The organism is Pseudomonas sp. WOUb67 (assembly GCF_050058005.1).
Lineage (GTDB): Bacteria > Pseudomonadota > Gammaproteobacteria > Pseudomonadales > Pseudomonadaceae > Aquipseudomonas > Aquipseudomonas putida_R.
The window spans coordinates 1,505,456-1,518,427 of the sequence record NZ_CP170112.1 but is presented as its reverse complement, the minus strand read 5'-3'; the positions used below and the strand labels follow the sequence as shown (position 1 = coordinate 1,518,427).

Sequence of the window (12,972 nt, the reverse complement as noted above, 5' to 3'; positions counted from 1 at the left end):
TCCCCACAAGCAACGCTGCGAGAATCCATGATCATTTCTGCCTCTACCGACTATCGCGCCGCGGCCCAACGCAAGCTGCCTCCCTTCCTGTTCCACTACGCCGACGGCGGCGCCTACGCCGAGCACACCCTGCGCCACAACGTGTCGGACCTGGCCGGCATTGCCCTGCGCCAGCGCGTGCTGAACAACATGTCCGAGCTCAGCCTGGAAACCAAGCTGTTCGACGAAACCCTGAGCATGCCGGTGGCCCTGGCCCCGGTCGGCCTTACCGGCATGTACGCCCGCCGTGGCGAAGTGCAGGCGGCGCGAGCAGCGGCGGCCCACGGCATCCCGTTCACCATGTCCACCGTCTCGGTCTGCCCGATCGAAGAAGTGGCCCCGGCGATCAACCGGCCGATGTGGTTCCAGCTGTACGTGCTCAAGGACCGCGGCTTCATGCGCAACGCCCTGGAGCGGGCCAAGGCCGCCGGGGTCAAAACCCTGGTGTTCACCGTCGACATGCCCGTACCCGGCGCCCGCTACCGCGATGCGCACTCGGGCATGAGCGGCCGCAACGGCCCGCTGCGCCGCGTGCTGCAAGCCATGACCCACCCCGAGTGGGCGTGGGATGTCGGCGTGATGGGCCGCCCGCACGACCTGGGCAACATCTCCAAGTACCGGGGCAACCCCACGGGCCTTGCCGACTACATCGGCTGGCTGGGCAACAACTTCGACCCGTCCATCTCCTGGAAAGACCTGGAGTGGATCCGCGAGTACTGGGACGGCCCGATGATCATCAAGGGCATCCTCGATGCCGATGACGCCCGCGATGCGGTCAAGTTCGGCGCCGACGGCATCGTGGTGTCCAACCACGGCGGCCGCCAGCTCGATGGCGTGCTGTCCAGCGCCCGTGCCCTGCCGGCGATTGCCGATGCGGTAAAGGGTGACCTGAAGATTCTCGCCGACTCCGGCATCCGCAGCGGCCTCGACGTGGTGCGCATGATCGCCCTCGGCGCCGACACCGTACTGATCGGCCGCGCCTTCCTCTACGCCCTGGCCGTGCACGGCGAGGCCGGGGTGAAGAACCTGCTGGAGCTGTTCGAGAAGGAAATGCGCGTGGCGATGGTGCTGACCGGCGCCAAGTCGATCAGCGAGATCACCCGCGACTCGCTGGTACGCGAACTGGGCGCCTGAACGCCTGCAAGAAACACCGCCTGATTGACCCGGGGCATGTGGCGCACAGACGCCACAGCCCCGCGAGGAGACTGCATGAGCTTGCCCGCCGCGTTCCTGCGTGATGCCGAGCGCCTGATACCCGCCGAACGCCGCTTCGACGACCCCACCTCCACCCTGGCCTTCGGCACCGACGCCAGCTTCTACCGGCTGATCCCCAAGCTGGTGGTGCGCGTCGAGTCCGAGGACGAAGTGGTCGGCCTGATCAAACTGGCCCAGCGCGAGCGGGTGCCAGTCACCTTCCGCGCCGCGGGCACCAGCCTGTCTGGCCAGGCCATCAGCGACTCGGTGCTGATCGTGCTCGGCGACAACTGGAACGGCCGCGAAATCCGCGGCCAAGGCGAGCAGATCCGCCTGCAACCCGGCGTGATCGGTGCCCAGGCCAACGCCTGGCTGGCCCCCTTCGGCCGTAAGATCGGCCCAGACCCGGCCTCGATCAACGCCTGCAAGATTGGCGGCATCGTTGCCAACAACGCCAGTGGCATGTGCTGCGGCACCGCGCAGAACACCTACCACACCCTGGCGGGCCTGCGCCTGGTGCTGGCCGACGGCACGCGCCTGGACAGCGAAGACCCGGCCAGCGTCGCCGCCTTCGAAAGCAGCCACGCCGAGCTGCTGGAATCACTGGCCCGCCTGGCCCGCGAGACCCGCGCCAACACCGCGCTGGCCGAGCGCATCCGGCACAAATACCGGCTGAAGAACACCACCGGCCTGTCACTGAACGCACTGGTGGACTACGACCAGCCGCTGGACATCCTGCAGCACCTGCTGGTCGGTTCCGAAGGCACACTGGGCTTCATCAGCGCCGTCACTTACGACACCGTGCCCGACCACCCGCACAAGGCCAGCGCCCTACTGGTGTTCCCCAGCGTCGAAAGCTGCTGCCGCGCAGTACCCGTGCTGAAGCAGCAGCCGGTTTCTGCCGTGGAACTGCTCGACCGCCGCAGCCTACGCTCGGTGCAGAACATGCCCGGTATGCCGCTGTGGGTTAAAGGCCTGTCGGACAACGCCTGCGCCCTGCTGATCGAGTCCCGCGCCGCCAGCCAGAGCCTGCTGCACGAGCAACTGCGCCAGGTGATGGCCTCGATTGCCGATTTCCCGCTGGAACAGCAGGTGGACTTCAGCGAAGACCCGGCCGTGTACAACCAGCTGTGGAAAATCCGCAAGGACACCTTCCCCGCCGTCGGCGCCGTGCGCCAGACCGGCACCACCGTCATCATCGAAGACGTGACCTTCCCCGTCGAACAACTGGCCGAAGGCGTCAATCGCCTGATCCTGCTGTTCGACAAGCACCGCTACGACGAAGCGATCATTTTCGGCCACGCGCTGGAAGGCAACCTGCACTTCGTTTTCACCCAAGGCTTCAACAGCGCCGAGGAAGTCGCCCGTTACCAGGCCTTCATGGACGACGTGGCGCAACTGGTGGCGGTGGAATTCGGCGGTTCGTTGAAAGCCGAGCACGGCACCGGGCGCAACATGGCACCGTTCGTGGAGCTGGAGTGGGGCCATGACGCCTACCAGCTGATGTGGAAGCTCAAGCGCCTGCTCGACCCCAACGGCATCCTCAACCCCGACGTGGTGCTGAGCGAAGACCCTGACATCCACCTGAAAAACCTCAAACCGCTGCCTGCCGCCGACGAAATCGTCGACAAGTGCATCGAATGCGGCTTCTGCGAACCGGTGTGCCCGTCCAAGGGGCTTACCCTCAGCCCGCGCCAGCGCATCGTCATGTGGCGTGACATCCAGGCCAAGCAACGCGCCGGCATCGACACCCGCGAACTGCGCCGCACCTACCAGTACCAAGGCCTCGACACCTGCGCCGCCACCGGCCTGTGCGCCCAACGCTGCCCGGTCGGCATCAACACCGGCGAGCTGGTGAAAAAGCTGCGCAGCCAGGCCGCCGACCACGACAAGACTGCCAACTGGCTGGCCGAGCACTTCCACACCGTATTGGGCGGCGCCCGCCTTACCCTCACGGCCGCCAACACTGCACGCAAGCTGCTCGGTGCCCCGCGCCTGGGCCGCGTGAGCGCCACGCTGAGCAAAGCCAGCAAAGGCCGCCTGCCACAGTGGACCCCGGCCATGCCACAACCCCTGCGCCCGATCAGCTTCGGCCCGGCCAGCAACGACGCCCGGCCCCGCGTGGTGTACCTGGCCGCCTGCGTTTCACGGGTGATGGGCCCTGCCTACGCCGACCGCGAGCAAAGCTCGCTGCTGGACAAAACCCGCGCCCTGCTGGAAAAAGCCGGCTACCAGGTGGTGTTCCCCGACAACGCTGACAGCCTGTGCTGCGGCCAGCCTTTCGCCTCCAAGGGTTACCCCGAGCAGGCCGAGCACAAACGCCAGGAGCTGATCACTGCCCTGCTGCACGCCAGCCGCGGCGGCCTTGACCCGATCTACTGCGACACCAGCCCCTGCACCCTGCGCCTGGTGCAAGACCTGGGCGACACCCGCCTCGACCTTTACGACCCAGTGCGCTTCATCCGCACCCACCTGCTCGACCGCCTGGAATTCACCCCCCAGGACGAGCCGGTAGCCGTGCACGTGACCTGCAGCACCCAGCACCTGGGCGAAAGCCAGGCGCTGATCGACCTGGCCCGGCGCTGCAGCAAACAAGTGGTGATCCCCGAAGGCATCCATTGCTGCGGGTTTGCCGGTGACAAAGGCTTCACCACCCCCGAGCTAAATGCCCACGCGCTGCGCAGCCTGAAGGATGCGGTGCAGTATTGCAGCGAAGGCATCTCCACCAGCCGCACCTGCGAGATCGGCCTGTCGAGCCACAGCGGCATCGACTACCACGGCCTGGTCTACCTGGTAGACCGCGTCACCCGCCCACGCAGCATCTGAACGCTAACGCAAAGCCCTTGGGCAAAATCTGCCGGCTGCTGCAATCTCTGTGGGAGCGGGCATGCCCGCGAACACCGGCGCAGCCGGTGCCATAAACCGCGGCGCCTGTTTCGCGGGCACGCCCGCTCCCACAGGTTTTGCGCTGGCTTCGGGCCGACGCAGTACTTGTGGGAGCGGCTTCAGCCGCGAACACCGGCATAGCCGGTGCCATCCCCCCCTCATATCGCCCCGCCACCATCCCGATTGAACCCCCGCCAATCCCCCACAGTCCACCCTACAGGCCCACCTTCGAGAGGCCCCAGAGGAGACACCCATGAAAGGTACCGCGCTTTCGGCCCTGTTCGCGGCCGCCACCCTGCTGGCTTCGCCGGTGTTCGCCGCCGATGACCTCTGCACCACCAACCTGCAAAAGATCGACGACAGCATGGCCACCGCCGGCGCCACCTCCGAAGGCCTGGACAAGGCCCTCACCGAGCACGTCGACAAAGCCAAGGCCGCCCAGGCCTCGGGCGACACCAAGGAATGCATCGCCATCACCAGCAAAGTGCTGGAGCGCCTTGAGAAAACCGAGAAAGGCAGCGGCTCCGGCAGCGGCGGCGCGTGAGCCTGAAAGCGGGCGACAGGACCGGCTGTCGACGTCGCCCGCGCAATGGCGTATACTCCACCCCACGTGCCGTAAGGTGCGTTAGCGTAACGCTAGTGTGGGGCCGATTAGGATTCGACGCCGGTAGCGAAACTCTAGGTGCATGCCGAGTTGGTAACAGAACTCGTAAATCCACTGTTGCAACTTTTATAGTTGCCAATGACGAAAACTACGGCGCGGAGTTCAAGCTGGCTGCGTAAGCGGCCCTCTTGACCCGTTGCTTCTGGTAGCTTCGGCTCCAGCAATCACTAGGGGATGCCTGTAAACCCGAACTGATTGTCATACAGAACAGGATCGTCGCGTAGCACGTTGTGGGCGAAGTGACTAAAACTTACACAACTCATCCAAAGCACCCTGCCCGTCGGGCGGCTGCGGATTAAATCAATAGACACGGCTACGCATGTAGTACCGACAGCGGAGTACTGGCGGACGGGGGTTCAAATCCCCCCGGCTCCACCAAATCCTAAAAAGAAGACGCCCTCGGGCGTCTTTTTTTGTGTCTGAAATTTGGGATCTGCGGGCCAAGAAATCAGATTTAGCCCCTTTCTTGTAGGGCGTTTCCCAAAGATACTCCGAGCGCCTGTTTTCCGTTGCGGTCACTTTTTCAGGGTTTTAGTCTCGGTGGGTCGTTGCTCATCAACGGCATGACTTTGACAGGTCGCGACGGTAAACAACAAAACGGCTCGTCCTTATGGCGGCTGTACGTGCGGGCACGCTTGCGTGCGCCGGAACTTGTTGTTTCCGCCGGTCTGTCAACCCGCGTACAGCTGCCACCCACTGTTTGACAGCAGATGGTGACGGCCCTGAAATGGAAGCAATCATGTTGAAGATAGTTCCCGACCCACCCCACCACCTCCACTCCCTGGAAGACACGATCATGATGGCCTCGGACTACGCACTCTGTGCAGAAGCCGTAGCCCAGCAGGCGATGCTGATGCAGCCGAGATCGCCCGCCTCGGTTTTGATCATGGCCTCGATGCACGAGCTTGAAGCCCTGCGGGGATTGCTTGAATCAGCGCTGGCACAAATACAGACGCCCGCGAACCCGCAACCGATGCATTGATTCGCATACCGAGCAAAAAACCTGTGGGAGCCCGGCTTGCCGGCGATAGCGCCAGCCCAGGCAACCACAAGACCAGGGAAATTGATCAATGACAACCGAAACGCCCGCGAGCAGGCTTCTGAGCTGATGGGCTACGCGCGGGACCTGACCATCGACGGACTGATGGAAGACAAACCGAGGCTGATCTGGGCCGCGCATTACCTGTGCGCCTTGGGCAAGGCACTGCTAGATGATGCAGAGCTCGGCATGATGCGCTAGCACCTGAGTGGCTCGCCAGGCGAACCTGTGGAAGCTCGCCAGCGAAGAATGCGACGCGGTGAATGGCACCGGCTTCGCCGGTGTTCGCGGCTAAAGCCGCTCCTACAGGTATTGCATAAGCCTGAAGCCTGCGCGATGCCTGTGGGAGCGGGCGTGCCCGCGAAGAATCCAGCGCGGTAGATGGCACCGGCTGCGCCGGTGTTCTCGGGCTCGCCCGCTCCCACAGTGATCAAGCAAACGCTTGGAGTTGAACAAGACAGTTGCCCCCACAGGTACTGCATAAGCCTGAAGCCGACGCGATACCTGTAGGAGCGGGTTTACCCGCGAACACGGGCGCAGCCCGTGCCTTCCCGCACGGCCTTACCAGCTATAACTCACCTTGGCCGTAACCTCACGCCCCGGGTTGTAGTAATTCGCCGTCCCCGACCCCACCACATGCTGCTCATCAAACAGGTTGCTGACATTCAGGGCAAGGTCAGTCCCTTTGGCAATCTTGTAGTTCAAGGCCGCGTCAAACAGCGTGGTGCCGTCGCTTTTCTTGGTGTTGGCCGCATCCATGTAATAGCCACCCACGTACCTGGCACCCAGACCAACGCTCACATCCGTGTTGGCAATGTCGTAGTAGCTCCACAGCGAAGCCGTATGCTTCGGTGCCACTGTGAATTCCTTGCCCTTGAGGGAACTGCCGTCATACAGCGCACCGCGCAGCACCTCGGTTTCCATGTAGGAATAGGCACCGATCAGGCTGAGGTTTTGCGTGACTTGCGCCTTGGCTTCCAGGTCCAGGCCACGTGCACGTGACTCGCCCACCGTCTGCTGCTCGATGATGCCGCTCGGCAGCACCACGGCGATGGTGACGTTTTCCTGGGTCAGGTCATAAACGGCGGCAGAGAACAACGCATCCATGCCCAGTGGCGAGTACTTCACGCCCACTTCGTACTGCCTGCCGGTCTGCGGCGTTACGCCAACCTGCGGAGGCGAAACCGATTCCACCATGCTCACGTAAGTGGAGACTTCATCGTTCACGATGTAAGTCAGCGCGCCCCGGTAGGACGTTTCAGAGAAGTTGTCGCTTTGCTTGCTCTGCCCGCCGACGTACTCCGTGCTGGACAGGTCCATCGAGTCATTTCGCACACCCGCTGTAGCGATCAAGCGGTCATGGAAAGACAGGTTCTGTTGCAGGAACACGGCCTTGGTGGTGGCGTCGTTCTTCTTGCGGGTATAGGGCGTGACGCCGCCCGGCACGCCGGTGAACACCGGGTTGGCGATGTCGATGGAGGGCGCCAGGCCGTATACGGAGCTCTGTTTGGTGGTCGAGTCGAGGTACTCCACACCCACCAGGGTGCTGCTGTCGATGTGCTCGAACTGGGCATCGTATTGCAGCATGAGGTTGCCGTTGAGCTGATCGGCATCGCTGTCAGTGCCGAAGACATAGCGCGGGATGGTGGTACCCACCCGCGAAGCGCTGTCACTCAGATAGACATAGCCAAAGTCATCGCTCAACTCGCTGTAGCGCAGGTTGCCGCGCAGCGTGAAGCCGTTATCGAAGTCGTGGGTGATGTTGCCGCTGAGGCTGGTGCGCTCGACATCGTGGAAGTTGTAGCCGGGCTCGCCGTAGAAATCGCTGCGGTCGTATTCCTTGTCCAGTGGGTAGCCACCACTGTTTGGCGAACTGTTGGTCTTCAGGTAGTCGAGGATCACCGTGGCCGAAGTGAAGTCGGTAGGCGCCCAGGTCAGGCCGCCCATCACGAACCGGTTATCGTCCTGCGAGTGATCGTACTCACGGTCGCTGTTCTGCATCTTGGCAGTGAAGCGGCCCGCCAGCGTTTGTTCGTCGTTCAGGGCGTCGCCGACATCGATCCCTGTCTCGGCGTGGTCATAGGAGCCGTAGGTAACGTAGCCCTGGCCAAACTTCTCGAAGCGCGGCTGCTTGGTCACAAAGTTGACCGAGCCGCCCGGGTCTGCCGGGCCGAACAGGGTGGAGTTGGCGCCTCGCAGAATTTCGATGCGCTCGTAGGCGAACGGGTCTTCGCGCACACCGCGCATCGAGCTCAAGGTCAGGCCGTCACGGTAAGTGGTGGCCTGGAAGCCGCGGATCTGGAAGTAGTCGTTGCGGTCGTCCGAGCCGTAAAAGTCGCTGACCACACCTGGGGTGTATTGCAGCGCCTCTTCCGTGGTGCTGACGCTACGCTGCTGCATTTCCTTGTTGGTCACCACAGACACGGAAGCTGGCGTGTTGAGGATGCTGGTCGCTACCTTGCCACCGACCCACAATTCCTTGGCAACCACCGAGTTGGTGTCATCGTCGGCACTGGCCTTGACCTTGGCGTTGATGATGACCGGCGCCAGGCGGTAGTCCTCGGTCGCGCCCAGCTCCAGCGGGCCGGCCGGCTTTGGCTGCGGTACCACCAGGTAAGCACTCGGGCCTTGCTGCTCAGCCTGAAGCTCGGTCCCCTGCAACAACGACGAGAGTGCCGCCGACGTGCCCAGCACACCCTGCACGCCCGCCGTGTTGCGGTTGGCCACGCTCTGCGCATCGAAAGACAGGCTGATACCCGCCTGGCGTGCAAAGTGGTCAAGCGCCGGGGCCAGCGGGCCCCCAGGAATGTTCCATTGCTGGACCTGGTTGCTGTGCTCAGCGTTTGCAGCTTGCGCAAGCGCAGGCAGTACAGAGCTGCTGACAACCAGGCCCAGGAAAGCAGCGTGCACAGCACGGCTCAATGGATGGCGCTGTGAAACCGGGGTCGAACTCATTTTCTCGCTCCGTAGAGGGGTCGGCGGGCTGGCCTGTATTCCGGCCTTCTCTACAAGCCGAACGAGAATGAGAAAACACCTCATTTATTTTTACGCAGCTTCTCTCACCCCGACAGCACCAATGCGAGCTTGGGCGCAAGGACTAAAGCGAATCGCTCATTCGACACGGTAGGTGGAGACAGAATCTTCGTCGCTTGGCGCCGATATCATGAATTCCCTGATCTGCGGTGTTTCGATGATCGCGTGCATCCGTTGCCTAACCTCATCCATGGATTTGGCCCATTCGCACAAGTCCAGGTAATGGCGGCAGATACTCTCGTAACGCTCATCGAGATATGCCTCGGCGCCTGCACACCCGTCAGCGCACTCAAGGTCGAAATACCCGAGGAAGTGATGCACCAAATCGTTTCGTAAGCCTACCAACTCCTTGAGCGCTGCATTGGTCTGCGCGTACTGCACCTCGGGCAGCTCCATACTGAAACGAATGCTCACCCAACACCGTTCGTCTCGCACGCCATCGTCCTCCGGGTCGTCGGGTAAATCTGATGGCTTCAAGTAGTTTTGGGTAAAAGCTCCCACCAGCGAACCAAGGGTCTGCCTGTGGTGTTCAGCCGCCTTCTTTTCACGAGCGACCTCAAGTTGATCAGGAGCGCCGCTCAACTCGGTTGAAGCGACCATTTTCTTTAACAGCATCTCGTACGCCTGCAGTTTCAGCATGCAGCGCCCGAGTTTCCGCTGCACATCGCGCTGACAATCAGGCACAGGACGCGAAGGATGCGAGGTGGGTTCTTCCATGAAAAATCTCCGTGAATCTACACGCCAGGCATGTCAAAAAGTTGATACGCCATAATTTTTGATACAGAATAAGAAACAGGATGCATTTTAGCGTATTTCAGTATGCTTTAAGCGAGTGCAGGGAATGGACGAATACACAATCTCCGAAGCGGGCACACCGCCTATCGACCAGCTTGACCTCACGGCGCACGGCGTTCTGGGGCATTTTGCCAAGTCGTCGCGCAACGCCCAGCTGGTGCGTTTCCTGATGAGCATGGATCGGCTTGACCGCTGGGCGGTGGATTTCGATGAAGATGCCCCTGCGCACCAATTCGAAACCCAACTGCTGATGCAAGAGATCCAGGTCTTCGTCGAGGCCTACGCACTCGTCCTGCACCAGGTTCCACAACCCTTCACCGAGCTGCTGGCCCACCTCACCTCGTCGCGCTGCATGTACCTGGTGCGGTATGTGGCACAGCGCAACGACGCATTCACCGGCGCACTGGCACCCCTGCTGGCTGGCGACTTGTCGCAGCCCGCAGAGCTCACGGCATTTCGCCGCCGCCTGGATGCCTTCAGCAAGGCTCACCTGCTCAGCGAGATCTTCTCCGGGGAGCGGCTGCGCGAGATTTCACAGATCATGGAGAGTTACGCAGATGTATGACGGACGACTGAACCCTGTCGCTGTGGCGGTGGGCAAATCTGTGGGCAAGCGTGCGCTGATGGGTGGTGTCCTGGGTGCCTTGCTGTTGCTGGCCGGGCCGGCATTCGCCGCCACCAGCAGCCTGGGGTCCACGTCGAGTACGTTGCTCTCGGAGCAGAGCTCCGTGGTGGCCGAGGCCATCAAGGCCGATGCCCAGGACTGCGCCGACGGCACCAAGGAGGGGACGATCGGAGCCTCCATCAACAACGCGTTGAGAATCCATACCGAACTGGCTGCGGCAACACCCAATGTCGAGTCGCTGTTCAGCGCCACGGCGGATTGCTTTGGGGGCCTGGGCAGCCTGTTCGACCTCTCTGGCTCCATCCCGAGCCTGGGCGCCATTTTCGCGGCAGCCCAGGAAGCGGTGTTGAAATATGCGCAGAAAAAGGTCTGTACCGCGGTACAGCAGGTTTCTTCGATGGTCACCACCCCTATCAACCAGGCAATCGGCAAGGTCAGCAGCGGCACTTCCCTGGGGGACCTGAACGGGCTGACCAATGGCCTGGTCAGCAAGGGCATGAGCACGCTCGACCCGGAACTGGGTAGCAGTTACCACAGCACCCCTGCCGGCTACGAGGCCACCTACACGGTCGACGTCAACCCGTTCAACTACGTGCAGACGGACTTCGGCGGCGGCGCCAGCACTGGCACTGGCACTGGCACCACCACCAGCAGTGCAGCCACCACCAGCACCGTGGCGCCCGCAGCGAGCACCTCGTCTTCAAGCACTTCGAGCAGCACCAGCAGTTCCTCGTCCGGATCAGGCAGCGGGTCGTCCGGCTCGGCGGCTGGCCTGTTCAACTAAAGGGGGGCTGACGATGAAGAAAGTCGCAGCAGTTCTGGCCGTTGGCCTTGGCCTGGGCGCTACGGCGCTTCCGGCCCAGGCACTGACCTGGGCTTCGGTGCTGACATTCATCAGTACCATGCAGAGCGAGATGAGTGCCTGGTCGGTGACCGTCAAGCAGACCGCGTTGTCCGCCAACGTGATCTCGCAAATGGACAACGATTCGAAAAAGCAGCTTGCCAACGCAGTTGGCGCCATCGACATGTCCGATCGGGCGATGGCGGCGGTGACCTCGTTCGACGCTGCGGTGGGGCAACCGGTCACCAGCAAGTGCATTGCCCAGCAGCAGGGCAAGCTGATGGTCGAAGCGGTGTCACAGCGTGACAAGGACGCAGCGCGCCTGATGGCGACCTATGCCTCCCAGCGGGTGGGCTCCAGGGCAGCGGCCGATCAGGAAACCCTGGCCATGCACCGCGACAACTACTGCAGCGTGTCCGAAGCCAGGCAAGGCATGTGCACGCTCAACGCCAACGGCATGCAGGGCTGGGATGTGGACTACGCCGGGCCGTTCAGCGAAATGACCCTGGCCCCGGAAGGCGAGACCGCAGCGTATGCGTACACCGCAATGATCACGGATCAACGCGCGGAAGCAAACATCGACTGCACCACCGTCGCCTGCAATGTTGCCCAGTCGCAGCAACTCGCCGCCTCGGCCATGACCGCGATGGCTGCCAACTCTCTCGTAGGGCAAGTGACGGACCGTCGCGTGCCAATGCTCACAGGGCAGTGATATGAATTTTCGGCTCAAGCTAGCCAGCATTGTCGTGGGTTCGACAATGCTCTCAGGTGTTTCCTACGGTGCGCTTTACGGTTTCGGCCCCGCCGAGCTTTGGACCACGGGGCAGATCACGGCGCTGTCAGGATCCGTGGGCGCCAACATCACTTCGTTCGGCACGACCTTCGGTACTCAGATGACCAGGAAGTTCGAGCAGATCATCTCGGCTGTGGCCATAGCCACCAAGCAAGAGGCACTGTCAGCGAGTGTGGTCGCGGACAACAGCAGGCAAACCGCCGAGCAACTGATCAACGCCAGCCGCGCGCAGCAACAGAACGCGGCCGCGACCAAGGCCTACCTCGACTTCAACGCAGCGACCGGCCAAGGTTTCGACCCTTGCGGCACCGTGATCAAGAACAAGTCGATGGACATCGCATTCACCAGCATGGCAGCCAAGGCCAAGGCAGCTGTGGGTGAGCTGGATGCCTCCCCAGGCCGCCTGGTGGCCTCCACGGGCCAGGCGATGCAGCAACGCCTGCAAGAGCACCGCGCCAAGTTCTGTACCGCCGCAGAGGCAGACGCCGGGCTGTGCACGCTCAGCGCGCTACCCGGTGGTGACACCAACGCCGCCCTGCTGTTCGAAGCCGCGGATGCCGATTCGCTGGCTACCGAAGCGCGTACCGCCTACATCCAGCACGTGATGGGCGCGCCGGACGAAGCCCTGGCCAAGGCAGCCGGCGCTTCGCCCGCCGGCGAAACCTACATGGTGCAGAAAAACCGCAAGGACTCGATGCTGTCTGTACCCGCCTACAGCCTGTCGATGATCAACGCAGCCAACACCCGCAGCAACGCGTTCGGCGGCAAATCACCCAATGAAGTGCTCAAGCTGCGGGTGAACCAGTACTTCGGTGGCAAGGAAGCGCAGGAATGGTCGGGCAACCTGGCACGCCAGACCCAACGCGGGCTGCTGGTGGAGGCTGCCAAGATGGGCGGCCTCGAAGTCTGGATTCATCAGCAGCAGTACGAGCAGAACCAACGGCTGCTCGCCAACCTGGCAACGCTGGTAATCGCCTCCGCTGACGGCCTGGAGGCCCCGCTGGAAGCGCGCTACCAGAAAGTATTGTCTGAAACAGCAGCGCAGTCGGTACAGTGAGGTGCC

General features: G+C 62.5%; 11 protein-coding genes and 1 other RNA gene. 10 read left to right on the top strand and 2 right to left on the bottom strand.

Going from position 1 to position 12,972, the window contains the following annotated elements:
* Positions 1 to 27: 27 nt before the first annotated feature.
* The 6 genes from lldD to ABOC32_RS06750 all read left to right on the top strand — a co-directional run bounded on the left by lldD (position 28) and on the right by ABOC32_RS06750 (position 6,023).
* Complete coding sequence (gene lldD / locus ABOC32_RS06775; protein WP_043202589.1) at positions 28 to 1,173, top strand: FMN-dependent L-lactate dehydrogenase LldD; 1,146 nt, start codon at positions 28 to 30, stop codon at positions 1,171 to 1,173.
* Between the two features lie 75 nt (positions 1,174 to 1,248).
* On the top strand, positions 1,249 to 4,059 hold the full coding sequence (locus ABOC32_RS06770; protein ID WP_426810518.1) for an FAD-binding and (Fe-S)-binding domain-containing protein: 2,811 nt from the start codon (positions 1,249 to 1,251) through the stop codon (positions 4,057 to 4,059).
* Positions 4,060 to 4,372: 313 nt separating this feature from the next.
* Positions 4,373 to 4,663 carry a hypothetical protein gene (locus tag ABOC32_RS06765; RefSeq protein ID WP_016489189.1) on the top strand — a complete coding sequence of 97 codons (291 nt, stop codon included), beginning with the start codon at positions 4,373 to 4,375 and terminating at the stop codon, positions 4,661 to 4,663.
* 99 nt (positions 4,664 to 4,762) lie between these two features.
* Positions 4,763 to 5,161: a transfer-messenger RNA gene (gene ssrA, locus ABOC32_RS06760) on the top strand.
* A gap of 361 nt (positions 5,162 to 5,522) precedes the next feature.
* On the top strand, positions 5,523 to 5,765 hold the full coding sequence (locus ABOC32_RS06755) for a hypothetical protein (protein ID WP_426810517.1): 243 nt from the start codon (positions 5,523 to 5,525) through the stop codon (positions 5,763 to 5,765).
* A 45-nt stretch (positions 5,766 to 5,810) separates the two neighbouring features.
* The gene (locus tag ABOC32_RS06750) at positions 5,811 to 6,023 is read left to right on the top strand and encodes a DUF3077 domain-containing protein (protein WP_426811574.1); all 213 of its coding nucleotides are present in this window, start codon (positions 5,811 to 5,813) and stop codon (positions 6,021 to 6,023) included.
* A 360-nt stretch (positions 6,024 to 6,383) separates the two neighbouring features.
* On the opposite strand, the gene ABOC32_RS06745 is transcribed toward ABOC32_RS06750, so the two are convergent.
* Together ABOC32_RS06745 and ABOC32_RS06740 are read right to left on the bottom strand one after the other, a co-directional pair.
* Positions 6,384 to 8,777 (bottom strand): TonB-dependent siderophore receptor, encoded by a 2,394-nt coding sequence (locus ABOC32_RS06745; RefSeq protein ID WP_426810516.1) that lies wholly within the window; start codon positions 8,775 to 8,777, stop codon positions 6,384 to 6,386.
* 156 nt (positions 8,778 to 8,933) lie between these two features.
* Positions 8,934 to 9,572, bottom strand: a complete 639-nt coding sequence (locus ABOC32_RS06740) for a hypothetical protein (protein WP_426810515.1) — start codon at positions 9,570 to 9,572, stop codon at positions 8,934 to 8,936.
* Positions 9,573 to 9,696: 124 nt separating this feature from the next.
* On the opposite strand from ABOC32_RS06740, the gene ABOC32_RS06735 reads away from it, so the two are divergent.
* The 4 genes from ABOC32_RS06735 to ABOC32_RS06720 all read left to right on the top strand — a co-directional run bounded on the left by ABOC32_RS06735 (position 9,697) and on the right by ABOC32_RS06720 (position 12,966).
* Complete coding sequence (locus ABOC32_RS06735; RefSeq protein WP_426810514.1) at positions 9,697 to 10,215, top strand: type IV secretion protein IcmW; 519 nt, start codon at positions 9,697 to 9,699, stop codon at positions 10,213 to 10,215.
* Positions 10,208 to 11,059 carry a hypothetical protein gene (locus ABOC32_RS06730; RefSeq protein WP_426810513.1) on the top strand — a complete coding sequence of 284 codons (852 nt, stop codon included), beginning with the start codon at positions 10,208 to 10,210 and terminating at the stop codon, positions 11,057 to 11,059. Before ABOC32_RS06735 ends, ABOC32_RS06730 begins: the two co-directional genes overlap by 8 nt.
* Positions 11,060 to 11,072: 13 nt before the next feature.
* A complete protein-coding gene (locus ABOC32_RS06725) occupies positions 11,073 to 11,828 on the top strand; it encodes a hypothetical protein (RefSeq protein WP_426810512.1) in 756 nt (251 codons plus the stop codon).
* A gap of 181 nt (positions 11,829 to 12,009) precedes the next feature.
* Positions 12,010 to 12,966, top strand: a complete 957-nt coding sequence (locus tag ABOC32_RS06720) for a hypothetical protein (protein WP_426810511.1) — start codon at positions 12,010 to 12,012, stop codon at positions 12,964 to 12,966.
* Positions 12,967 to 12,972 lie beyond the last annotated feature (6 nt).